General features: G+C 72.3%; 19 protein-coding genes and 2 pseudogenes. 10 read left to right on the forward strand and 11 right to left on the reverse strand.

Annotation, left to right across the window (positions count from 1 at the left end; genetic code table 11):
- The first annotated feature begins 123 nt into the window (after positions 1-123).
- Positions 124-342, forward strand: a complete 219-nt coding sequence (locus ACIOMQ_RS04295) for a hypothetical protein (RefSeq protein ID WP_401263006.1) — start codon at positions 124-126, stop codon at positions 340-342.
- Between the two features lie 41 nt (positions 343-383).
- On the opposite strand, the gene ACIOMQ_RS04300 is transcribed toward ACIOMQ_RS04295, so the two are convergent.
- From ACIOMQ_RS04300 to ACIOMQ_RS04310, 3 genes are read right to left on the reverse strand one after another with little or no spacing between them, the layout of a single operon-like run.
- Positions 384-620 carry a DUF397 domain-containing protein gene (locus tag ACIOMQ_RS04300; RefSeq protein WP_362195242.1) on the reverse strand — a complete coding sequence of 79 codons (237 nt, stop codon included), beginning with the start codon at positions 618-620 and terminating at the stop codon, positions 384-386.
- Complete coding sequence (locus tag ACIOMQ_RS04305; protein WP_401753729.1) at positions 613-804, reverse strand: DUF397 domain-containing protein; 192 nt, start codon at positions 802-804, stop codon at positions 613-615. The genes ACIOMQ_RS04300 and ACIOMQ_RS04305 overlap by 8 nt, the downstream gene beginning before the upstream one ends.
- 11 nt (positions 805-815) lie before the next feature.
- Positions 816-1,667: a helix-turn-helix transcriptional regulator gene (locus ACIOMQ_RS04310; protein ID WP_362195236.1), complete on the reverse strand. Its 852-nt coding sequence runs from the start codon at positions 1,665-1,667 to the stop codon at positions 816-818.
- A 208-nt stretch (positions 1,668-1,875) separates the two neighbouring features.
- Between ACIOMQ_RS04310 and ACIOMQ_RS04315 the strand changes: the two genes are divergently transcribed.
- Entirely contained in the window at positions 1,876-2,349 is a 474-nt protein-coding gene (locus ACIOMQ_RS04315) for an ATP-binding protein (protein ID WP_401263003.1), read from the forward strand.
- A gap of 91 nt (positions 2,350-2,440) precedes the next feature.
- Here the strand turns inward: ACIOMQ_RS04315 and ACIOMQ_RS04320 are convergent.
- From ACIOMQ_RS04320 to ACIOMQ_RS04335, 4 genes and pseudogenes are all read right to left on the reverse strand, one after another.
- Positions 2,441-2,575, reverse strand: a pseudogene (locus ACIOMQ_RS04320) (transcriptional regulator); the annotation flags it as partial.
- Positions 2,576-2,618: 43 nt separating this feature from the next.
- Positions 2,619-3,086: pseudogene (locus ACIOMQ_RS04325) on the reverse strand (transposase); the annotation flags it as partial.
- Positions 3,037-4,995 (reverse strand): transglycosylase domain-containing protein, encoded by a 1,959-nt coding sequence (locus ACIOMQ_RS04330; protein ID WP_401753732.1) that lies wholly within the window; start codon positions 4,993-4,995, stop codon positions 3,037-3,039. The pseudogene ACIOMQ_RS04325 and the gene ACIOMQ_RS04330, both read right to left, overlap by 50 nt.
- A gap of 222 nt (positions 4,996-5,217) precedes the next feature.
- Complete coding sequence (locus ACIOMQ_RS04335; protein ID WP_401937505.1) at positions 5,218-5,880, reverse strand: HAD family hydrolase; 663 nt, start codon at positions 5,878-5,880, stop codon at positions 5,218-5,220.
- A 121-nt stretch (positions 5,881-6,001) separates the two neighbouring features.
- Here ACIOMQ_RS04335 and ACIOMQ_RS04340 point away from each other — a divergent pair, with 121 nt between their 5' ends.
- The 4 genes from ACIOMQ_RS04340 to ACIOMQ_RS04355 all read left to right on the forward strand — a co-directional run bounded on the left by ACIOMQ_RS04340 (position 6,002) and on the right by ACIOMQ_RS04355 (position 10,020).
- Positions 6,002-7,012, forward strand: a complete 1,011-nt coding sequence (locus ACIOMQ_RS04340; RefSeq protein WP_362195230.1) for an iron ABC transporter permease — start codon at positions 6,002-6,004, stop codon at positions 7,010-7,012.
- Positions 7,009-8,088, forward strand: a complete 1,080-nt coding sequence (locus tag ACIOMQ_RS04345) for a FecCD family ABC transporter permease (protein ID WP_401262998.1) — start codon at positions 7,009-7,011, stop codon at positions 8,086-8,088. The genes ACIOMQ_RS04340 and ACIOMQ_RS04345 overlap by 4 nt, the downstream gene beginning before the upstream one ends.
- Positions 8,085-8,954, forward strand: a complete 870-nt coding sequence (locus tag ACIOMQ_RS04350) for an ABC transporter ATP-binding protein (protein WP_401262996.1) — start codon at positions 8,085-8,087, stop codon at positions 8,952-8,954. Before ACIOMQ_RS04345 ends, ACIOMQ_RS04350 begins: the two co-directional genes overlap by 4 nt.
- A gap of 82 nt (positions 8,955-9,036) precedes the next feature.
- Positions 9,037-10,020 carry an ABC transporter substrate-binding protein gene (locus ACIOMQ_RS04355; RefSeq protein WP_402187939.1) on the forward strand — a complete coding sequence of 328 codons (984 nt, stop codon included), beginning with the start codon at positions 9,037-9,039 and terminating at the stop codon, positions 10,018-10,020.
- 10 nt (positions 10,021-10,030) lie between these two features.
- On the opposite strand, the gene ACIOMQ_RS04360 is transcribed toward ACIOMQ_RS04355, so the two are convergent.
- A complete protein-coding gene (locus tag ACIOMQ_RS04360) occupies positions 10,031-11,236 on the reverse strand; it encodes a hypothetical protein (protein ID WP_402187806.1) in 1,206 nt (401 codons plus the stop codon).
- Positions 11,237-11,311: 75 nt separating this feature from the next.
- Between ACIOMQ_RS04360 and ACIOMQ_RS04365 the strand changes: the two genes are divergently transcribed.
- The 3 genes from ACIOMQ_RS04365 (at position 11,312) to ACIOMQ_RS04375 (ending at position 16,185) form a co-directional block, all read left to right on the forward strand.
- Complete coding sequence (locus ACIOMQ_RS04365) at positions 11,312-13,771, forward strand: helicase-associated domain-containing protein (protein ID WP_401262993.1); 2,460 nt, start codon at positions 11,312-11,314, stop codon at positions 13,769-13,771.
- Between the two features lie 127 nt (positions 13,772-13,898).
- Positions 13,899-14,441, forward strand: a complete 543-nt coding sequence (locus ACIOMQ_RS04370; protein WP_402187808.1) for a hypothetical protein — start codon at positions 13,899-13,901, stop codon at positions 14,439-14,441.
- Positions 14,442-14,541: 100 nt separating this feature from the next.
- Positions 14,542-16,185, forward strand: a complete 1,644-nt coding sequence (locus ACIOMQ_RS04375) for a DNA repair helicase XPB (protein WP_362195212.1) — start codon at positions 14,542-14,544, stop codon at positions 16,183-16,185.
- A gap of 27 nt (positions 16,186-16,212) precedes the next feature.
- Here the strand turns inward: ACIOMQ_RS04375 and ACIOMQ_RS04380 are convergent, their stop codons facing one another.
- The gene (locus ACIOMQ_RS04380) at positions 16,213-16,653 is read right to left on the reverse strand and encodes a hypothetical protein (protein ID WP_362195209.1); all 441 of its coding nucleotides are present in this window, start codon (positions 16,651-16,653) and stop codon (positions 16,213-16,215) included.
- 72 nt (positions 16,654-16,725) lie between these two features.
- Positions 16,726-16,941 carry a hypothetical protein gene (locus ACIOMQ_RS04385; RefSeq protein WP_362195206.1) on the reverse strand — a complete coding sequence of 72 codons (216 nt, stop codon included), beginning with the start codon at positions 16,939-16,941 and terminating at the stop codon, positions 16,726-16,728.
- A gap of 395 nt (positions 16,942-17,336) precedes the next feature.
- On the opposite strand from ACIOMQ_RS04385, the gene ACIOMQ_RS04390 reads away from it, so the two are divergent.
- Positions 17,337-19,412, forward strand: a complete 2,076-nt coding sequence (locus ACIOMQ_RS04390) for a HelD family protein (RefSeq protein ID WP_402187811.1) — start codon at positions 17,337-17,339, stop codon at positions 19,410-19,412.
- Between the two features lie 245 nt (positions 19,413-19,657).
- On the opposite strand, the gene ACIOMQ_RS04395 is transcribed toward ACIOMQ_RS04390, so the two are convergent.
- Positions 19,658-20,347, reverse strand: coding sequence for a copper homeostasis protein CutC (locus ACIOMQ_RS04395; RefSeq protein ID WP_362195199.1), 690 nt, complete (start codon positions 20,345-20,347; stop codon positions 19,658-19,660).
- Positions 20,348-20,389 lie beyond the last annotated feature (42 nt).

Below are 20,389 nucleotides of genomic sequence, written 5' to 3' on the forward strand. Positions count from 1 at the left end.
TGGTCTGCCCCCGGCGTGCGTGGCGGACTGTCGGGTCGTAGGGGAGACGATCGTCAGGGACGAAGGTGGCAGTCCGCCGCCGTCGGCGGTGCGTCAGCGCATGCGGTTCGCCGCGTTGCGGCAGTGGCTCTGCACAGGGATCTGCCGCAGGGCCTGGAGACGCGGGCCGTACGCGCGGCCTGCCCCGCGCTCGCGCAGGTGCTCCAGCATCCGGACGGCGTTTCGCCCGCGCGACCCGCGCAGTTCAGAGAGGGAACCTGCTCACCGGAACGGGGACGAAGGGACAACGGACACCTCAACAACTACATCGATCTGCAGAACGGCCCCGAGCACGCCCGTTGATCACGCTGTCGCACGGGAAACCCCCGAGATCCCCGACAGAGTCAAGTGGGAGTCTCGTCGTCGATTCCGGCGAAGTGGTCGAACTCGCCGGCCATGACGCCCTTGGTGAAGGCCTCCCATTTCGTCGTGGTCGTCGTCACGACGTTCTCGGGGTCGCCGGTCTCCCGGAGGTGGACGAGCTCGTCCGGGCCGAAGGCGATCTCGATCCAGGGACCGGGGCCCTCCTCGCCCTCCGGGGCGGCACGGATCCAGGTGAGGTCGGCGGGGATGTCAGCCATGGGCGCGGTTCTCCTTGACGGTGCGCACGAGGGCCGCCCAGGCGGCGGGTGTGGTGCGGAGTATCGCCCCGGAGGGGTCGTCGCTCTCGGTGAGTTCGACCGTGCTGTCGCGCGCGGCGACGTGCATGCACGAGTCCCCCTGGGCGCAGTAGGACGACTTCTGCCAGCGGTCGTACGTGGGCATGAATGCTCCCCTCACAGGTGCTGACTGGTGTGGTGGATGAGATCCCGGGTGGCTTTCGGCGACAGCGCTGCGTCCTCGATCCTGCTGAACAGGGTCCGGTAGTTCTGGAGTTGCGTATCGGCGTCGAGGAATGCGAGGCCGTGGGACTGGTCGAGGTGGACGGTGTCCAGCTCGGGGACTGGGCCGTACGCGTAGTAGATGGACTGGCCCGAGCCGGGGACGGCACCTGCCTTGAACGGGATGACCTGGATGGTGATGTGATCCTGCTCGCTCATGTCGAGGAGGTGCTGCAACTGCGACCGTGCCGTCTTGGGGCCGCCGACCTCGGTACGCAGCGCCGCTTCGTGGATGAGGGCCTGGTACGGGGTCGGCTCCGCCCCGCACAGCACTGCCTGTCGCTTCGTTCGGAACGAGACACGGTGCTCGACGTCCGAGGGCGCAAGCTCCGGGACGTGCTGCCGGAAGATCTCCCGCGCATGGTCGGTGCTCTGGAGCAGCCCGGGAATGTGTGCCGTGATGGCGCCGCGCAGCCGTTCGGCATGGTGTTCCAGTTCCGCAAGGTCCAGGAGAGGTGTCGGCAGGAGCTCCTGGTAGTCGGACCACCAGCCGCCCTTCCGGTCCTTGACCATGTCGACCAGGGCTTCGATGAAGGCATGGTCGGAGCACTCGTAGTTCTGCGCCATGGCACGCAGCCGCTCGCCGCTCACTCCGAACCTGGCGGTCTCAATGTTGCTCAGCTGCCCCTGGCCGATGCCATGCAGTCGAGCGGCCTCGGTCGCCGTGAGGCCGGCGCGCTCACGCAATTTGCGCAGCTCGGTGGCGATTCGGATGCGCCGGCCGGTGGGGGCCGATCTGCCTGCCACGTAACTCCTCCTTGGCGGGGTTGAGTTCGACTCATCACTCACACGAGGGGATCTGCATGCAGTTTCATGAATGCAGTGCAAATAGAACTTGCAGAGACTCTAGTCTCTGACCAGGCCACCCGCCCGGAAGTACCCCGCTCGACGGAACGGCCTCGTCACCGGGCACCCGTAGCGCAACCTCCAACCCCCTCCGTGAACGGAGACTTCCATGGCCAGTGCCACGGTATCCCCGACCTGGGCGTACACCCTCCAACTTCCGCAGGATCCCCGCGCTCCCGGCGTGGCCCGTTCCACCCTCCGCACCGTCCTGCGCGTGCACGGCATGCGCGAACTCACCGAAATCGCCGAGCTGTTGGCGAGCGAGCTCGTCACCAACGCGTACCTGCACTCCTCGGGGGCGTACTCCCTGCGCCTGCGCGACGCCGGACGCAGCCGTGTCCGGCTGAGCGTCCGGGACACCAACCCGCACATCCCCGCCCCCTTCAAGTGGAGCGCCGAAGCACCGGAGGAGCTCGCCGAGCGCGGACGGGGGCTGTACCTCGTCACCCTCTACGCCGAGGGCTGGGGCGCCCACCCCATGGGGACCGGGCTGCCGGGGCAGGGCGGGAAGCTGCTCTGGGTCGAGTGCGCGGCCAAGACAGAGGAGCGGGCCCAGGACGGGTGGGGCGACGAACGTGGGTGACAGCACACGCTCCCGCCGGAAGGCCCACACCGCGTTCGAGCAGCAGGCGGTACTCGGCCAACTGGGCCTCCGCGTCGATGAACACGGGCCCGTGCGACTGGTCGAGCTGCGCGGTATCGAGCATGGGCACCGGTCCGCGTACGTAGTACACGGATTGGCCCGAGCCCGGACAGTACGCGGCCTCGAAGGGGATCACGCGGACGGTCGCGTGGGGGAGCTCGCTCATCCTGAGCAAGTGCTGGAGCTGTCCTCGGGCAATATTCGGGCCGCCGAACGTCGTGCGTGGTCCGCTCGACTTCGTTGCGGCGCCGGTAGCGCTCGCGGTTGAAGCCGGTGGGTCTGCCGCCCCCGCTGCCCCGACGTCGACGGTTGGCGCGCTGATCCCTGGGCTCCGGAATGGTGTGCTTGATGTGGCGTCTTCGCAGGTAGCAGCGGTTTCGGCGTGAGCTGTATGCCGTGTCACCGCTGACGTGGCCGGGCCGGGTCCGGGGCCGTCCGCCCAGCGGGCGGGGGCACCCGGATCCGATCCAGGACCTCGATCATCTGCGGGGCATCGCCCCACTGGCCCGGCGTGAGCAGAAGGGCCAAGGGCGGCAGCCGCCTTCACCGGCGAGGTGGATTTTGCTGGTCAGGCCGCCCCGCGACCGTCCGACTCCCTCGTCGGGGGGATCGCGAACGGGGGTGGGCCTACGGCCCCGTGACGTAGGCGCTCCAGATCCGGAGCGGGAAGACGTTGCCGCGCCCCGAATCGGGTCCGCCCACGCCCTGCATTCCCAGCAGTTGAGGGGTGCCCGGCTTGCTGCGGAACATCGTGACGGCCGTGGTCAGCCCCTTGCTGTGGCCGATGAACCAGGCCGACTTCATCCGGTCGTCCTCGCCGGTCGCGCCCGCCGAGAGGTCGTCGGCAGCCTTGGGCCTGGCGAACGCGGCGAACTTCCCGTCCCGGCGCAGCCGCGTCCAGGCCACCATCCCCAGGGTGTTGTTCACATCGTTGGCCACCGAGGCGTCCATCGCGCGCCGCAGCTCGGGCTTCCCGAAACCCTCGACCACCTCGCCGTCCCGGGTCACCCTGGTCACCGAGTAGGGATCGGCCCTCATACCGTCGTTGCTGAAGGCGGTGTACGCGTCCGCCATCCTGACCGCGCTCGGTGTGGACGTGCCGAGGGGAAAGGACTTGTCCAGGCGGGCCAGGCTCTCCTCGTGCAGCCCGGCCGATATCGCCAGTTCCTTCACCTTCTTCAGCCCGATGCCCTTGCCGAGCAGCACGAAGGTTGCGTTGGACGACTTGACCAGCGCATCGCGCAGGGGCGTCGGCGCCGTGACCATCACCTGGCCGGGACCGGCACCCGGCGAGGCGGGGAGCGCCGCGTAGGGACCGCCCTTGATCAGACGCCCCTCACTGTCGTAGCCGCTGTCCAGGGTGATCCCGTCGCCGTGCTGAAGGGCCGCTGCCAGCACGAAGGGCTTGAAGGCCGAGCCGACGGGGACGCCCGCGGTGTCGGCGTTGTTGGCGAAGTGGGTGACCGCGTCGGCTCCGCCGTACACCGCGACCACGGCCCCGTCGGGCCGCACGGATGCGGCGCCGACCTCGACGTACTTGTCCTCGGGGCGCTTCTTGGGGTCGAGGTCGCGCTCGCGCACGCTCCGCACGGCCCGTTCCAGCTGCCCCACCCTGGCCTTGTCGAAGGTGGTCTGCACCCGGTAGCCGCCCCGGAAGAGGTCCTTGTCGGTGAGGCCCGAGCGCTTCTTGATGTACTTGTTGGCGATGTCGACGAGATAGCCGGTCTGGCCGCCGAGGCTGGTCGGCTTGGCGGCCGGCCTCGGCTCGGGGAACTTCCGGTACGCGGCCCGCTCGGCCTTCGTCATCGTGCCGATCTCCACCTGCCGGTCGAGGATCCACTCCCAGCGGTCGACGGCGCGTTCGTGGTTGCCTTTGCCGCCTGCGGGGTCGTACTGCTCCGCCCCCTTGAGCAGGGACGCGAGCAGCGCCGCCTGGCTGGGGTCGAGGTCCTTCGCGGGAATTCCGTAGTACGCGTGCGCCGCTGCCTGGATGCCGTAGGCGCCGCGGCCGAACCAGCTGGTGTTCAGATATCCCTGGAGGATCTCCTCCTTGCTCTGCTTGTTGCTCAGCTTCAGCGAGATGAAGAACTCCTTGAACTTCCGGGTGGCCGACTGCTCCTGGCTGAGATAGGTGTTCTTCACGTACTGCTGGGTGATGGTGGAGCCGCCCTGGGTCTCACCGCCTTTGACCATGCTGACGGCCGCGCGGGCGATCCCCTTCGCCGATACCCCCGAGTCGGAGTAGAAGGTCTCGTTCTCGGCGGCGATGACCGCGTGCTCCACCGAATCGGGTATGTCGGCGAGCGTGACGTTCTGCCGATCGACCGCGCCCACGCTCACCATCTGGCTGCCGTCCGCCCAGTAGTAGACGGTGCCCTGCCTGCGCGCCTCGGCGTTCTCGTCCGGGATGTCGACGGATGCGTAGACCACGGCGAACAGCCCGGCCAGCGCTCCGGATCCGAGCAGGATCCCGCTCAGCGCCTGCCGCCACGAAGGGACCCAGCGGCGCCAGTTGCTTCTCCCCCGGCGGGGGTAGTCGACACGGAGCCCGCGAAGGCTGATCGGGCGGATGGGGCGTCGGACCATGCTCCGGCTCCTCGTTCACCGTCCCGCACCGGTGTGGTGCGGGCTTGCGGTAGGAGATGTTCCGGATCGCGATCAGGTTGTCTCAAAGCCCCGTCCGACATGGGTGGCGAACCGAGGACGAAGCACAACGGCCGTCGCCAGCCAGGTGGATCGGGGTCGTCTCAGGTGGATCGGGGTCGTCAGCCCGCCGCGGGAGCGTCCGGAGGCATGGTCGCCCGGCGCTCAGTGAATCCGCCCCCGCCGAAGGCCCTGCGCCGCATCCCCGTCCAGGTACCCGCCCAGCCATGCCGGGAACTCCGTCAGCGACGACAGCACGATGTCCGCGCCCGCCGCCCGGAGTTCCTCCGCGTCGCACGGGCCCGTGGTGACCGCCACCGACAGCGCCCCGGCCGTGCGGGCGCCCCGGACGTCCCCGGTGTGGTCGCCCACGTACACATGCGCCCCGTGCTCGCGCAGCGCCTGCCCCTTGGCCTCCGCCCACAGGCCGCCGATCACCGCGTCGGGCTCGATCCCGAGGTGGGCCAGGTGGAGCTCGGCGCTCGGCCGGTGCTTGGCGGTGACGACTATCGCCCGGCCGCCCCGCTCACGGAGCGCCGCGACCGACTCCCGCGCACCCGGCAGCGCGAGGCTCGGGGCGATGGCGTGTGTGGGATAGATCTCCCGGTAGCGGTCGGCGGTGGCGGCCACCGCATCGGCCGGAAACCAGTTCCGCAGCTCCTCGTCGACCGGCGGCCCGAGCCTGCTCACCACCAGGTCCGCGTCGATCGGCGTGCCCGTCTCGGCCGAAAGCGCCAGGTAGGCGGCCTTGATTCCGGGCCGGGTGTCGATGAGCGTCATGTCGAGGTCGAAGCCGACCGTCAGGGGGTACGAGGGCATGGAGTCCATTGTCGCGGGGCCGGACACGGAACCGGAACGTCGCGCCCGTCCCGGTACGGGCCTCGGGCCCGAAATCGACGGTGCTTAGACTTAGCCAAGCCTAACTTTGCTCCGCTTTCGATTGGGTCCGATGTCAGCCGCCGCACCACGCCGCTCCAGACGCGCACTCGCGACGGCGGCGGCCGTCGCGGCGCTGCTGGTGGCGGTCCTCCTCAGCCTTGCCGTCGGGGCCCGTTCCATACCCCCGTCCGAGGTGATCGACGCCCTGCTGCACGGCGGGCACTCCGACGCCGCCGAAGTCATCCGGAACATGCGGGTGCCCCGCACCCTGATCGGGCTGATGGTCGGCGCGGCACTGGCCCTCGCGGGCACGGTGCTCCAGGGCATCACCCGCAACCCCATCGCCGACCCCGGCATCCTCGGCATCAGCCAGGGCGCCACGGTGGGCGTGGTGCTGGCCATCGCGTACGCCGGAATCCACACCCTGACGGGGTATGTGTGGTTCGCCTTCGCAGGGGCCGCGATCGCCTCCGTCGCCGTGTACGCCATCGCTTCCGGCGGCCGCGGGGGTGCCACCCCCGTGAAACTCGCCCTGGGCGGCGCCGCGATCAACGCGCTGCTGGTGTCGGTGACGACGGCGGTGCTGACGACCAAGGCGTCCGCGCTGGACGAGTTCCGCTTCTGGCAGGTCGGCTCGATCGCCGGGCGCGAGGCCGACGTGGCGCAGCAGATCTGGCCGTTCATGCTGGTCGGGACCGTGCTCGTGCTGTCCGTCGCGCGCGGGCTCGACGCGCTGGCGCTCGGCGAGGACGTGGCGAAGGGCCTCGGCCAGAAGGTCGCGACGGTGCGGATCGTCGGCGGGATCGGGGCCACGGTGCTGACCGGTGTCGGCGTCGCCGCGGCGGGCCCGATCGCGTTCATCGGGCTCGCCGTCCCGCACATCGCCCGCGCGGTCGTCGGCAGCGACCACCGCTGGGTGCTGCCGATGGCGGCGCTGATCGGGCCCGTCATGCTGCTCGTCTCCGATGTCGTCGGCCGCATCGTCTTCCCGCCGAGCGAGGTCCCGGCGGGCGTGATGACGGCGCTGATCGGCGTTCCGTTCCTGGTCACCCTGGTACGCCGGAAGGCGGTGCCCGCATGAGCGACACCACGGTCCGGGTACGGCCCGCCGGGTACCGCGTCGTACGGATCGGGGCGCGGGGCAGGTTCCTGCTGCACCGGCGGGCGGCCGTCGTCGCCGCCGCCCTCGTCGTCCTGCTGGCCGCCGTCTGCGTCGCGTACCTCTGTGTCGGCGAGAGCTTCGTCGCGCCCGGCGAGGTCGTGAAGGTGATCCTGGGGCAGCCGTCCCCCGACGAACTGGTCGTCGGCACGCTGCGGCTGCCGCGGATGGTCGTGGGGCTGCTGGTCGGTACGGCGTTCGGGGTGGCCGGTGCGCTGATCCAGACCGTCGCCCGCAATCCACTGGCCAGCCCCGACATCATCGGCATCAGCCAGGGCGCCGCCGTGCTCACGGTCGGCGCGATGACTTTCGGCGTCACCTCGTACACCGTGCTGCCGTATCTGTCCGTCGTCGGCGGGGTGGCCGCGGCGGCCCTCGTGTACGTCTTCGCCTGGCGCGGCGGGCTGCACGCCACCCGCTTCGTCCTCATCGGCATCGGCTTCGCCATCGCGCTGCGCTCGCTCACGACCCTGTTCCTGACGAAGGGCGACTATCTGGTCGCCCAGCAGGCGCAGATCTGGATGACCGGCTCGCTCAACGGCCGCGGCTGGTCCGAGGCCGCGCCGATCGGCTGGACGCTGCTGGTCCTGCTGCCGGCCGTCCTGTGGGCCGCCCGCGCCCAGCGCACCGTCTCGATGGACGACGACACCGCGACGGCCCTCGGCGTGCGTCTGGGACGGGTACGGCTGGGGCTCGTCGCCCTCGGCGTGGTCCTGGCGGCCGTGGCGACCGGGACGGCCGGCCCGGTCGACTTCGTGGCACTGCTCGCCCCGCAGATCGCCCGCCGGATGACCCGGACCGCGCAGATCCCGCTGTTCTGCTCGGCGCTGCTCGGTGCGGTGATCGTGGTGTTCGGGGACCTGCTGGCGCGCAGGCTCTTCTCGCCCACCGAACTGCCGGTGGGCGTACTGACGGCGGCGGTCGGCGCCCCGTATCTGATCTGGCTGATCGTCCGCGGCCAGGGCGGCCGCCGCGGCCGTAGTGGAGGCACCGCATGAGCTCGACCCATACGTCCGGCACGTCCGGCGCCACGACGGCCCCGGCCGCGACCGGCCGGCTCACCGTGCGGGAGCTGACGCTCGCGTACGAGGACCGCACCGTCGTCCACGAGCTGGACCTCGCCGTTCCCGACGGCCGGGTCACCGTCATCGTCGGCCCGAACGCCTGCGGCAAGTCGACCACCCTGCGCGCGCTGGGCCGCCTCCTCAAGCCGCGCGGCGGAGCCGTGCTCCTCGACGGCACCGAGCTGTCGAAGATCCCGACGCGGAAGATCGCCCAGTCGATCGGGCTGCTGCCGCAGACCCCGGTGGCCCCCGAGGCGATCACCGTCTCCGACCTCGTCGCCCGCGGCCGCCAGCCGCATCAGCACTGGTGGCAGCAGTGGTCGGAGGAGGACGAGCGGGCGGTGACGGACGCCATGGAGCGTACGGACATCATCGCGCTCGGCGACCGGTCGGTGGACGAGCTGTCCGGCGGGCAGCGCCAGCGGGTCTGGATCGCGATGGCGCTCGCCCAGGAGACGGATCTGCTGCTCCTCGACGAGCCGACCACGTACCTCGACATCGCGCACCAGGTGGAGGTCCTGGACCTGGTGCGCCGGCTCACCGCCCCGGCGGCGGACGGCACCCGCGGCCGGACCGTCGTCACCGTGCTCCACGACCTCAACCAGGCCGCCCGCTACGCCGACCACCTGGTCGCCATGAAGGCGGGCCGGATCATCGCCGAGGGCCGCCCGGAGGACATCGTCACCGCCGGCCTCGTACGCGAGGTCTTCGGCCTGGACGCGGTGATCGTCCCGGACCCGGTGACGGGTTCGCCGCTCGTGGTGCCGGGGGCTCCTTGGCAGGCCGCTCCGGCGTCGTGAACCCGCGCCGCGCCTCCGCCCGGCCCGGTCGGCCGCCGTCCCGCCCGTGACCGACCACCGCAACCCCGACGAAAGGCAGGCCATGCCCCCCTTCACCCGCCGCGGCCTCACCCTCGGCGCCCTCGCCCTGACGGGCGCGCTCGCGCTCTCCGCCTGCGGATTCTCGGAGTCCGGCGGCAGCGCCAGCGGCTCCGGCTCCGACTCCGGAAAGGCCACGACACACACCGTCAAGACGGCCATGGGAGACGTCGAGGCCCCCGTGGACCCCCAGCGCGTCGTGGTCCTCGACTCCGGTGAGCTGGACTCCGCGCTCACCCTCGGCGTGCGGCCCGTCGGCGCGACGCACTCGGCGACGGAGGACAGTTTCCCCTCCTACCTGCCCGAGAGCCGGACGAAGGGCATCAAGGCGGTCGGCGAGATCGCCAACCCCAGCATGGAGACCGTCGCCTCGCTGAAGCCGGACCTGATCCTCACCAGCAAGGTCCGTGACGGCGACCGTTACGAGCAGCTCAGCGCGATCGCCCCCACCGTGATGACCGAGTCCACCGGAACCGCCTGGAAGGAGAACTTCCAGCTGCACGCGGACGCGCTCGGCAAGCAGGCGGAGGCGGAGAAGGTCGTCGCCGCGTACGACGCCCACGTCGCGGCCGTGACCAAGGCGATCGGCGGCAAGGAGAAGGCGGCCGCCACGGACGTCAGCTTCGTCCGCTTCGTCGAGGGCGCCGACATCCGCATCTACGGCAAGCAGAACTACATCGGCTCGATCCTCGCCGACCTCGGCGTGGGCCGCCCCGCGATCACCGACAAGGCCAAGGACGGCTTCTCGTACGACGTGTCCCCCGAGAAGATCGACCTCGCGGACGCGGATGTCGTCTTCACGTCCACGTACGGCGACCCGGACAAGGCGGGGGCGACGAAGACGATGAACGGCGGGCTGTGGAAGGGGCTGACGGCGTCCAGGAACGGAAAGGTCTTCAAGGTCGACGACCGCCTGTGGATCGCGGGCATCGGATACACGGCCGCGGACAAGATCCTCGACGAGTTCCAGGCGAAGATGACCGGCTGACACCCGGCCGTCAGGACCGTGGCCTCCGCGCCCGCCACACCAGGTAGAGCGCGGAGGCGACGGCCGCCCCCCGTACCACCCACGGCCACGTCTGGCCGATCGCCTCGCCCATCCGCCCGTCCCCGATGGGCTCGCCCCACCGGCCGTCGCTCCTGCCCCACAGCCAGACCAGGGCGCCCGCCGCGACCACGCCCGGCAGGCCCATCGCGGCCCACTTCGCCTCCGCGCGCGACAACTTGCGTGAGCCGTACGCGAGCAGCCAGCCGCCCGCCAGGGCCGGCCAGGAACCCAGCACGGCGCCCGCGACCAGCAGCGCGGCGGCGAGCAGCAGCAGCGGGTGGGAGAAACCGCGGCCCGTCGACTCGCGCGCGGCGCGGCGGCGCAGGCCCGGGAGCCGTCGGCGCCGCGGGGCGGCCTCCTCGGCACCGGCGTCCCCGGCCGGGCCACCGGACTCCTCGTCATCGTCCGGCGCGTCGTCCACCGGGTCGCCCGCTCGCGGGCGGGGCACGGCGTCCCCGGCCGACGGCGGCCGCATCATGGCCGGGATCTCGACACCGCCGACGAACCCCGGCACGTCCACCCCGTCGCCGAACGGTACCGGCTCGATCCGCCACCAGTCGGGCTCGCTCCCGGACGGCCCCAGCTCGTCCGTACCGGCCATGTGCGGCGGCGAAGGCACCCGCCCGGCGGCTGCTTCCGGAGCCGCCGCGCCCACCGGGCCCGCCGAACCCGCCACGCCCGCCGAGTCCATCGAACCCGCCGCGCCCGCCGAACCCGCCGAACCCGCCGAGTCCATCGAACCCGCCGAACCCGCCGCGCCCGTCGGGGGATCCGCCTCCTCCGGCTCCCCGGCCGATGCCCGCGCAGCCCGCGACGCGCCCTTGCCGGAACTGTCTTTCCTGAGCATCCCCCTGCGTGGACGGGGGATGCCGCTCTCCTCCCCCGCGGCGGGTTCCGGCCGCTGGGGCAGCTCCACCGTCCCGTCCGCCGACGCGGCCGCGGCGGCGACGAGTTCGTCGGGGGTGCCGAGCCTCCCGATGATGCGGCGGACCGCCGCCGGGCTGTCCGCGGGCTGCTTTCCGCGCTGCCGGTCGATCTCGCCCCGGAGGGTCGAAACGAGCCTCATCCGGGCGCCCGAGGACAGCTGTTGCTGCTGCGCCAGGTCCCCGACCCGGCTCAGATAGTCGTAGACGAGCTGGTCGCTCTCGATCCCCACGCGATGGTTCCCCTCTACCGCCCTGCCCCGACGGTAGCGCCCTCGGGCCCGTCCGGAGCGACTACCGTGGGACGGATGGGGATGACCACACCACCGCGGACGCTCGCCGAAGCTCTCCGCGCCCGGGACGACGAGTCGTTGGCGGGGCTGCTGCGCGCCCGCCCCGACCTCCTCACCCCCGTGCCGGGCGACATCACCCAGCTCGCGACGAGAGCCGGCACACGTGCCTCCGTCGTACGCGCGCTGGAGCACCTCGACCGGTTCTCCCTGCAGACCGCCGAGGCACTCGCCGTGGCCCCCGACCCCGCCCCGTACGAGACACTGCTCGGCCTCCTCACCGGCGACGGCCGGGACGACGGCGCGCACCGCGGCGACGCGGACACGGCGATCGTGGACACGCTGCCCGCCGCCCTGGCCACCCTGCGCGAACAGGCCCTCGTCTGGGGCGAGGACGACCGGCTGCGGCTGGTGCGCACCGCGCGCGAACTCCTCGCGCCGTCCCCGCAGCACCCGTCCCCCACCGGTCTGGGCCCGACCGTCGCGGAGGCCACCGCCGGAATGTCGCCGGGCCGGCTCCAGGAGATCCTGGCGGCCGTCGAACTGCCCGCCACCCATGACCCGGTCTCCGCCGTGGCGGCCCTGTCCGCGCTCTTCACCGACCGGGCCCGCATGGGCGAGCTGCTGGACACCGCCCCCGCCGAGGCCCTGGCCGTGCTGGACCGGCTGGTGTGGGGGCCGCCGTACGGGGAAGTGACCCCGAACCCCACGCCGCCGGTGAAATGGCTGCGCGACCACGGACTGCTGCTGCCCGTGTCGACCCGCACCGTGGTGCTGCCCCGCGAGGCCGCCCTGCATCTGCGGGCCGGACGCGCCCACCGTGTACCGGAGCCCCGGCCGCCCGCCGTGGAGGCGGTCGCGGTCCGTGATCCCCAGGCTGTGGACAGCGCCGCGGCCGGTCAGGCGTTCCTGGCGGTGACCACCGTCGAGGAGCTGCTGAAGAGCTGGAACGGCGGCGGCCCCGCGATACTGCGCGCCGGCGGACTCAGTGTCCGCGAGCTGAAGAAGACCGCCGCCACCCTCGACGTCTCCGAGCCCGTCGCCGCGTTCTGGGTCGAACTCGCCTACGCGGCCGGGCTGCTGGCCTCCGACGGAGAGGCCGACGAACGGTACGCGCCGACGCCCGCGTACGACGACTGGGCCGAACTCCCCGCCCAGGACCGCTGGGTGCGCCTCGCCACCGCCTGGCTCGCCGCCACCCGCACCGCCGGACTGGTCGGCGGCCAGGACGCCAAGGGCCGGGCCCTGTCCACCCTCGGCCCCGACCTCGACCGCTCCGCCGCCCCCGAGGTACGCCACCGGGTCCTCGCCCTCCTCGCCGCCCTGGAACCGGGCACCGCCCCCGACCCGGAGACCGTGCTCGCCCGCCTCCGCTGGGAACGTCCCCTGCGCGGCGCATCCGCCTCCGCCGGGGACACCACCGACCTGCGGTCCCGGGTCGCCCTGTGGACGCTCAACGAGTCCGAACTCCTCGGCATCACCGGGCGCGGCGCGCTCGCCTCGCCCACCCGCGCCCTGCTCGGCCCCGGGCCCGCCGACGCCGCCGCGCTGCTCGCGCCCCTCATCCCGGAGCCACTGGACCACGTCCTGCTCCAGGCCGACCTGACGGCCGTCGCCCCCGGCCCGCTGGAGCGCCCCCTGGCGGACACGCTCTCCGTCCTCGCGGACGTCGAGTCGAAGGGCGGCGCCACGGTCTACCGGTTCACCCCCGGGTCCGTCCGCCGCGCCCTGGACGCCGGACGGTCCGCGGCCGATCTGCACGCGTTCCTCGCCACCCACAGCCGCACGCCGGTGCCGCAGCCGCTCAGCTACCTCATCGACGACGTGGCCCGCCGCCACGGCCATCTGCGGATCGGCGCCGCCTCCTCGTACGTACGCTGCGACGACGAGGCCGTGCTGAACGAGATCCTCGCCGACAAGCGCTCGGCCACCCTGCGCCTGCGCCGCCTCGCACCGACGGCCCTGGCCGCCCAGGTCGACCCGGCCTCCCTGCTCGACGGGCTGCGCGAGATGGGCTACGCCCCGGCCGCGGAGTCCGCCGAGGGCGACGTCCTGATCACCCGCGCGGGCACCCGCCGCACCCCGCCCCGCACGGCCCCCGCCCCCGTGCCCGAGGGCCCTCCGGTCCCGGACGCCACCCTGCTCGGTGCGGCGGTACGGGCGATCCGCGCCGGGGACACGGCCGCCACGGTGGCCCGCAAGGACCCGGCCGACGCCCCCGCCGCCGCGGCCGGTTCCCTGCCCCGTACGGCCCCGGCCGAGACCCTCGCCACCGTCCAGGCCGCCGCGATGACCGGCTCGGCGCTCTGGATCGGCTACGTCAACGCGGACGGGGCGGCCAGCCAGCGCGTCATCGCCCCGGTCCGGGTCGAGGGCGGCTTCGTCACGGCGTACGACCACACGGCGGACGAGGTCCGCACGTACCCGCTGCACCGGATCACCGGCGTCGCCGAACTGGCGGACGACGCCACGGCGTAACCCTCGTCGCATCCCCATCCCCTCCCCATCGGCCACCGCCGGGCGCGGCAGTGCGTGCGAATCGGGGATGGGCCGGCCGGTGAAAGGGCACACTCTGACGTGTCCACGACGCTGGGAGGGGGAGGTCATGCGGCGCACCGAAGCGGCCAGACAGCTGGGGGGTTTCGTCCGCGAGCACCGTACCGACGGGGGCAGACGGCTGCGGCAGGCCGGAATCATGCTCGTCGTCGGAGCGGTGGGCACGGCTTTCGGGGTGCCGGTGGCCGTCGCTTCGATCGGCACCACCCACGGGGCTCCGGAGCTGGCCGGCCTGCTGCTCGGCGTCGGGCTGGTGGGGCTGGGCCTGGGGATCTGGCGGCTGGTCCAGGGGTTCCGTACCCGTGAGCAGTGCTTCGACGTCCACGAGCGGGGGCTGACCCACCGCGTGGCGGGCACCGCCACCCTGATCCCGTGGCAGGACATCGCGTCCGTCGGCGCGCACGGCGAGGACGGCCGGCCCCTGTCCGAGGCCCGCGGCATGGGCTTCACCTGCGACATCACTCTGACCGACGGACGCAGGATCCGCGTCGACTCCTTCACCGAGGACGTCCGGCTACTGGCAGGGACCGCCCACCGCGCCGTGCACCTGGGGCAGCTCCCCGAGGGACGGGGCGGCCGCCGGGCGGGCTGACCGGCGGGTCGGGCCGCGCCCCGGCACCACCGCGCCCGCATGCGGCACACTGGACGTTTGGCCGTTCCGGCCGTCTCCGCAGCAGAAAGGGCCGAAGCGCGTGACCGGACCCCTCATCGTCCAGAGCGACAAGACGCTACTTCTGGAAGTCGACCACGACCAGGCCGATGCCTGCCGTCGTGCGATCGCGCCCTTCGCCGAACTGGAGCGCGCACCCGAGCACATCCACACCTACCGGCTGACCCCGCTCGGGCTGTGGAACGCGCGCGCCGCCGGACACGACGCCGAGCAGGTCGTCGACGCGCTCGTGCAGTACTCGCGCTACCCCGTTCCGCACGCGCTGCTCGTCGACATCGCCGAGACGATGGCCAGGTACGGCCGCCTCACCCTCTCCAAGCACCCGGTGCACGGTCTGGTGCTGACCTCGACCGACCGGCCCGTGCTGGAGGAGATCCTCCGCTCGAAGAAGGTCCAGCCGCTGGTCGGGGCGCGGATCGACCCGGACACCGTGGCCGTGCACCCGTCCGAGCGCGGGCAGATCAAGCAGACACTGCTGAAGCTGGGCTGGCCCGCCGAGGACCTCGCGGGGTACGTCGACGGCGAGGCGCATCCCATCGATCTCGCGGAGGACGGCTGGGCGCTGCGGCCGTACCAGAAGCAGGCGGTCGAGGGGTTCTGGCACGGCGGCTCGGGTGTGGTCGTGCTGCCCTGTGGTGCGGGGAAGACGCTGGTCGGGGCCGGTGCGATGGCCCAGGCCAGAGCGACCACGCTGATCCTGGTGACGAACACCGTCTCGGCCCGGCAGTGGAAGCACGAGCTGGTGAAGCGGACCTCGCTGACCGAGGACGAGATCGGCGAGTACAGCGGTACCCGCAAGGAGATCCGGCCGGTCACCATCGCGACGTACCAGGTGCTGACGACCCGCCGCAAGGGCGTCTACCCGCACCTGGAGCTGTTCGACTCCCGCGACTGGGGTCTGGTGATCTACGACGAGGTGCACCTGCTGCCCGCGCCCGTCTTCAAGTTCACCGCCGACCTCCAGGCCCGGCGGCGGCTCGGCCTCACCGCGACGCTGGTGCGCGAGGACGGCCGCGAGTCGGACGTCTTCTCGCTGATCGGGCCCAAGCGGTTCGACGCCCCGTGGAAGGAGATCGAGGCGCAGGGCTACATCGCGCCCGCCGACTGCGTCGAGGTGCGGGTCAATCTGACGGACTCGGAGCGGCTCGCGTACGCGACCGCGGAGACCGAGGAGAAGTACCGGTTCTGCGCGACGACGGCGACGAAGCGGAAGGTGACGGAGGCGCTGGTGCGCAAGCACCGGGGCGAGCAGACCCTCGTCATCGGGCAGTACATCGACCAGCTCGACGAGCTGGGTGAGCATCTGAACGCCCCGGTGATCAAGGGCGAGACGAGCAACGCCCAGCGCGAGAAGCTCTTCGACGCGTTCCGGCAGGGCGAACTCAGCGTCCTCGTGGTGTCGAAGGTCGCGAACTTCTCCATCGACCTGCCGGAGGCGACCGTGGCCATCCAGGTGTCGGGGACGTTCGGCTCGCGCCAGGAGGAGGCGCAGCGGCTCGGCCGGGTGCTGCGGCCGAAGGCCGACGGGCACGAGGCGCGGTTCTACTCGGTGGTCGCCCGCGACACGATCGACCAGGACTTCGCGGCGCACCGCCAGCGGTTCCTGGCCGAGCAGGGGTACGCGTACCGGATCGTGGACGCGGACGAGCTGCTGACCGACAACTGAGGCCGGTGACCGACCCGCGTACGGCGGTCAGTCACTGAAGATCAGCAGCGGCAGCAGGTCGGCCGCGATCACCGCGTGCGGCAGCAGCGCGAAGGCCGCGGCCCGTCGACGGGCCGCGGTCCAGCGCGAGCGCCATGGCAGAACCCAGGTGACGAACAGGCCCGCAGGTGTCACGTACGGAATCGCTCGGGCGGCGCTCCACACGATGTTCCGGGTGGCCCTGGTGCCCCAGGAGCAGGCCGCCTGCGCGTCACAGCTGCCGGGCCCCATGAGGGCGAAGAGCACGATCGTCAGGGCGGCGCAGGAAAGGATCACCGCGGCCGCGGTGACGATGGCGGGGGCGATCCAGGCGTTCGGGCTGTGTGCAACGGCGGTGGGACCAGCGGCGACAGGACCGGCAGCGACAGGACCGGCGGGGGCGGGACCGGCGGGGGCGGGACGCATCACATGAACGTGGCTGTTCTCCATGCCGCTGCCCCATCGCGGGGCAGGGCCGGGACACCCCCGGTCGGATACTCACACCGGGGAGGTTCTGCGTACTCAGTGCTCGCGGTGGTGAACGCCTCGGTGGACGCCTCGGTGGACGCCGGCCTCTTCGGCGTACTCGCCGAGGACGACCACGCCGAACGCGGCGCGGACGTAGACCTTGGCGGCGCGCAGGGCGTCGCCGACGGGGTGGCTGTGCCGGTGACCGGTGGCCGCGGTCGCGCCGTGCGCGGGGCCGGTCCTGCGGGGGTTCAGACTGACGGTGCTCATGTAATCCATGGTCCTGCGCCCGCCCCGTGAAGGCATCGGCCCGCGGGCGGAATCCGGGAGCGGTGCGCGTAGGTCTCCGGTCGCATGCCGTCCCCTACGGGACGGACCCGGTGACGCACCGGCCCTGCACCGGCGTCGGACCGGCATCAAAACCGTTCGCCCCCGATGAAAGCGGTCGGTACAATCGCCGGTCTGCCCGCCTCCCGCACCGTGGTACCGGCCGTCGCCGGCAGCCGGGGGAGCGCCGCCGACCGGACGGAAACCGGCCGACAGCTGTACGTATCACCTGCGTACGTACCCAGTGATCGATCCCCGAGCGGACCGCATCGCCCCGAGCAGTGGCCGGGGGCGAGGTGCGGTCCGCCGTCCTGCGTTGAAAAGCCGGAGGCAACACCGTGCCCGCGCACGAACACGAAAGCGACACCACCACCACCGATCCCCTGGCTCGTGAACGCGCCCATCTCACCGCGTCCCGTTCCGCCTTGCGCGCCATGCGGGAGGACGCCCAGGCGCTCGACATCCGCGACGTCACCGCGAACTGGGTCAACGCGGCCGTGCTGCAGGCCCAGATCGACGAGCGCATCAAGTCCCTCGCCGATCTCGCCCACACCCCGCTCTTCTTCGGGCGGCTGGACTATCTGCACCACGTCGGTGCGGAGCAGGCCGAGGGTGCCGAGGGAGAGCAGTTCTACATCGGGCGCCGTCACGTCCACGACGCCGACGGCGACCCGATGGTGATCGACTGGCGCGCGCCCGTCTCGCAGCCGTTCTACCGGGCCTCCAGGAAGGATCCCCAGGACGTCGGGCAGCGCCGCCGCTTCGGCTACACCGGCGGTGAGCTGACCGCGTACGAGGACGAGCACCTCACCGACCCCACCGAGGCCGCGCAGACCAGCAAGCTCCTCCAGGCGGAGATCGAGCGGCCGCGTGTCGGTCCGATGCGTGACATCGTCGCGACGATCCAGCCCGAGCAGGACGAGATCGTCCGCAGCGGGCTCGGCGGGACGGTCTGCGTGCAGGGCGGGCCCGGTACCGGCAAGACGGCCGTCGGCCTGCACCGTGTCGCGTATCTGCTGTACGCGCACCGGGAGCGGCTCGCCCGTACCGGCACGCTGGTCATCGGGCCGAACCGTTCCTTCCTCCACTACATCGAGCAGGTGCTCCCGGCCCTCGGTGAGCTGGAGGTGAAGCAGGCGACCGTCGACGATCTGGTGACGGCGGGCATCGAGGTGCGCGGCGCGGACGCGGCGGCCGCGGCGGTCGTCAAGGGCGACGCCAGGATGGCGGAGGTGCTGCGGCGGGCGATCCGTTCGCACGTGACGCCGCCGACGGAGCCGGTGATGGTGGTGCGCGGCTCGCGGCGGTGGCGGGTGCCCGTGTACGAGCTGGAGGAGATCGTCGCCGAGCTCCTGGCCCGGGACATGCGGTACGGGGCCGCCCACGAGGCGCTTCCGCAGCGGATCGCGCACTCCGTCCTGGTCCGGATGGAGGAGGCGGGGGAGGCGCCCGACGACCGGGTGCAGAACGCGGTGGCCCGTACCCCCGCCGTGAAGGCGGCCGTGAAGGCGATCTGGCCGGCCGTCGATCCGGCCAAGCTGGTGCTGCGGCTGCTGTCGGACGCGGAGTTCCTGGCCGCGCATGCTGAGGGGCTGCTCACCGAGGACGAGCAGAAGACGATCCTGTGGACCAGGCCGGCCCGCAGCGTGAAGTCCGCGAAGTGGTCGGTGGCGGACGCGGTGCTGATCGACGAGGCGAGCGATCTGGTGGCGCGTACGCACTCGCTCGGCCATGTCGTGCTCGACGAGGCGCAGGACCTGTCCCCCATGCAGTACCGGGCGGTGGGCCGCCGCTGCACGACGGGCTCGGCGACGGTCCTCGGCGACCTCGCGCAGGGCACGACGCCGTGGTCGACGGAGAGCTGGTCGCAGGCGCTTCACCACCTGGGCAAGTCGGACGCGGTGGTGGAGGAGCTGACGGCGGGCTTCCGCGTACCGCGCGAGGTGATCGCGTACGCGTCACGGCTGCTCCCGGTGATCTCGCCGGGCCTCGCGGCGGTGGAGTCGGTGCGTGAGTCGCCGGGTTCGCTGGAGGTACGGGGGGTGGCCGGTCCGGCGGACCTGGACGCGGCGGTCCTGGAGGCGTGCGAGGAGTCGCTGACGCGGGAGGGGTCGATCGGCCTGATCGCGGCGGACGCGCGGATTCCGGCGCTGGCGGACGCGCTGACCGCCGCGGGGCACACGTATCTCTCCCCCGGTGAGGAGACGACCGCGGAGTCCCGGCTGACCCTGGTCCCGGCGTCGCTGGCGAAGGGCCTTGAGTACGACTACGTGGTACTGGACGAGCCGGCCGCGGTGGTGGACGGCGAGCCCGACGAGCGCACGGGGCTCCGGCGGCTGTACGTGGCGCTGACGCGTGCGGTCTCGGGGCTGACGGTGGTCCACGCGGCGGAGCTGCCGGGCGAGCTGGTGTAGCGGCGGGGGCGGGCAGGGGCGGGGGCGGCCAAGCGCGAGTGGGGGCGGGGCGGGTGGGGGCGGGCAAGGGGCACGGGGCGGGTGTGCACCCGCGGCGGGCCCGTTCTCTGCCCCGCCCTCCCCGAACCGGGGCTCCGCCCCGGTCACCGCACCCGGCAGCACCGGGCCCGTCCGGCGTTCGAGGACAACGCGGCCGGGGCGGGCCCGGCAAACCACTCCGCCCCGCCCCGTGTCGCCCCGACCCGCTACGCGTCGAGCACCGTCCGCCATTCCCGTACCGCCTCCACGTCCACCGGCCCCGACCATCCGTGCGGGCGCGCGGCGCCGCCGATGTGGACCGCGTCGATGCCCGCGTCCAGCAGCTCCGGGAGGTGGTCCAGGCGGAGCCCGCCGCCGACCAGGATCCGCGGTTCGTACCCGGGCTCTCCCTTGCGCGCCGACTCGACGAGCAGCGTCGGGATGCCGTCGTCGACGCCCTTCGGCGAACCCGCCGTGAGGTACGTGTCCAGGCCGGGCATGTCCGCCAGCTGCTTGCGCAGGGCGTCCCGGTCGGCGGCCCGGTCGATCGCGCGGTGGAAGGTCCAGCGGCAGCCGTCCAGCTCGGCGACGAGCCGTTCGACGGCGACCAGGTCCGGATGGCCCCCGGCGTCCAGGAAGCCCATGACGAACTCCTCGGCGCCCTCCGCCCGCAGCTCGCGCGCCTTGGCGACGAGCGCGTCGATGTCGCCCGCGGCGAAGCCGTCCTCCAGCCTGAGCATCACGCGCAGCGGGATGTCCACCGCCGCCCGGATCTCCGCGAAGGTCGCGCAGGACGGGGTCAGGCCGTCCGCCGCCATGTCGGTGACCAGCTCAAGCCGGTCCGCACCACCCGCCTGGGCAGCGACCGCGTCCTCCGCGTCGAGAGCGATCACCTCCAGGACTGCACGGTTGCTCATGGGATCCCAATCCTCCAGGAAGCGGCAATAGGTCTAGTCCAA

This window comes from Streptomyces sp. NPDC087845 (assembly GCF_044742755.1).
Lineage (GTDB): Bacteria > Actinomycetota > Actinomycetes > Streptomycetales > Streptomycetaceae > Streptomyces.

What these genes read in the sequence shown, in the direction of transcription:
- ACIOMQ_RS04340 (WP_362195230.1), top strand. Translation starts at nt 6,002, where the DNA reads ATGTCAGCCGCCGCACCACGCCGCTCCAGACGCGCACTCGCGACGGCG.
- ACIOMQ_RS04330 (WP_401753732.1), bottom strand. Translation starts at nt 4,995, where the DNA reads ATGGTCCGACGCCCCATCCGCCCGATCAGCCTTCGCGGGCTCCGTGTC.
- ACIOMQ_RS04380 (WP_362195209.1), bottom strand. Translation starts at nt 16,653, where the DNA reads ATGGAGAACAGCCACGTTCATGTGATGCGTCCCGCCCCCGCCGGTCCC.
- ACIOMQ_RS04345 (WP_401262998.1), top strand. Translation starts at nt 7,009, where the DNA reads ATGAGCGACACCACGGTCCGGGTACGGCCCGCCGGGTACCGCGTCGTA.
- ACIOMQ_RS04305 (WP_401753729.1), bottom strand. Translation starts at nt 804, where the DNA reads ATGCCCACGTACGACCGCTGGCAGAAGTCGTCCTACTGCGCCCAGGGG.
- ACIOMQ_RS04350 (WP_401262996.1), top strand. Translation starts at nt 8,085, where the DNA reads ATGAGCTCGACCCATACGTCCGGCACGTCCGGCGCCACGACGGCCCCG.
- ACIOMQ_RS04395 (WP_362195199.1), bottom strand. Translation starts at nt 20,347, where the DNA reads ATGAGCAACCGTGCAGTCCTGGAGGTGATCGCTCTCGACGCGGAGGAC.
- ACIOMQ_RS04335 (WP_401937505.1), bottom strand. Translation starts at nt 5,880, where the DNA reads ATGGACTCCATGCCCTCGTACCCCCTGACGGTCGGCTTCGACCTCGAC.
- ACIOMQ_RS04355 (WP_402187939.1), top strand. Translation starts at nt 9,037, where the DNA reads ATGCCCCCCTTCACCCGCCGCGGCCTCACCCTCGGCGCCCTCGCCCTG.
- ACIOMQ_RS04385 (WP_362195206.1), bottom strand. Translation starts at nt 16,941, where the DNA reads ATGAGCACCGTCAGTCTGAACCCCCGCAGGACCGGCCCCGCGCACGGC.
- ACIOMQ_RS04300 (WP_362195242.1), bottom strand. Translation starts at nt 620, where the DNA reads ATGGCTGACATCCCCGCCGACCTCACCTGGATCCGTGCCGCCCCGGAG.
- ACIOMQ_RS04315 (WP_401263003.1), top strand. Translation starts at nt 1,876, where the DNA reads ATGGCCAGTGCCACGGTATCCCCGACCTGGGCGTACACCCTCCAACTT.
- ACIOMQ_RS04370 (WP_402187808.1), top strand. Translation starts at nt 13,899, where the DNA reads ATGCGGCGCACCGAAGCGGCCAGACAGCTGGGGGGTTTCGTCCGCGAG.
- ACIOMQ_RS04365 (WP_401262993.1), top strand. Translation starts at nt 11,312, where the DNA reads ATGGGGATGACCACACCACCGCGGACGCTCGCCGAAGCTCTCCGCGCC.